1 protein-coding gene is annotated in these 506 nt (G+C 63.2%); it reads right to left on the bottom strand.

The window, feature by feature from the left end; genetic code table 11:
- On the bottom strand, positions 1–313 hold a 313-nt coding region (locus tag ACPV3N_RS13460), incomplete at its 3' end, for a hypothetical protein (RefSeq protein ID WP_440118643.1).
- Between the last annotated feature and the right edge of the window lie 193 nt (positions 314–506).

The following is a 506-nucleotide window of genomic DNA, read 5'->3' as shown; positions in this document are numbered from 1 at the left end:
CCGGCGGCCGCGACGTCCCGCCGAGATCGAGCTGGAGATCGCGCTGGCCGTCCTGGTCGATCCGGGACTCGATCAGACGGCGAAGCCGATCGGTTTCGAGCTGCGAATACCCTTTGAGCACTACGTTCTGCCGTGTCCCCGATTGCTCGACGTCGGACACCCGCAACCACAAACACGGCAGCGTGTCGACGAGCTGGACGAGGCGGTCCTTGGTCGTCACCTCCTGGACCGGCTCGGGCCGGTAGAGCGATGTCGCGACCGCTCCCACCGCCAGCAGCGCGGTGAGCGTCAGGACGATCGCGGGGACCGACATCTTCCGCTTCGCGCGCGACATCCAGTAGGCGAACTTCGTCTACGAAGGCTGGAACTGGTAGATCTTGATGTCGGTCGAGATGTTCTTGAGCTTGATCTTGCGCAGCGGCACGAAGTCCGAATCGCGATTGTCGAGATCGAGCCACACCCGTTCGGAATCGCAGACTGAATTGGTCGGCGCGACCGATTCGATC

Origin of the sequence: Tsuneonella sediminis (assembly GCF_051912845.1) — a bacterium.
Lineage (GTDB): Bacteria > Pseudomonadota > Alphaproteobacteria > Sphingomonadales > Sphingomonadaceae > Tsuneonella > Tsuneonella sediminis.
The sequence above is the reverse complement of the archived record's forward strand: the minus strand, read 5'-3'. Positions and strand labels throughout refer to the sequence as shown.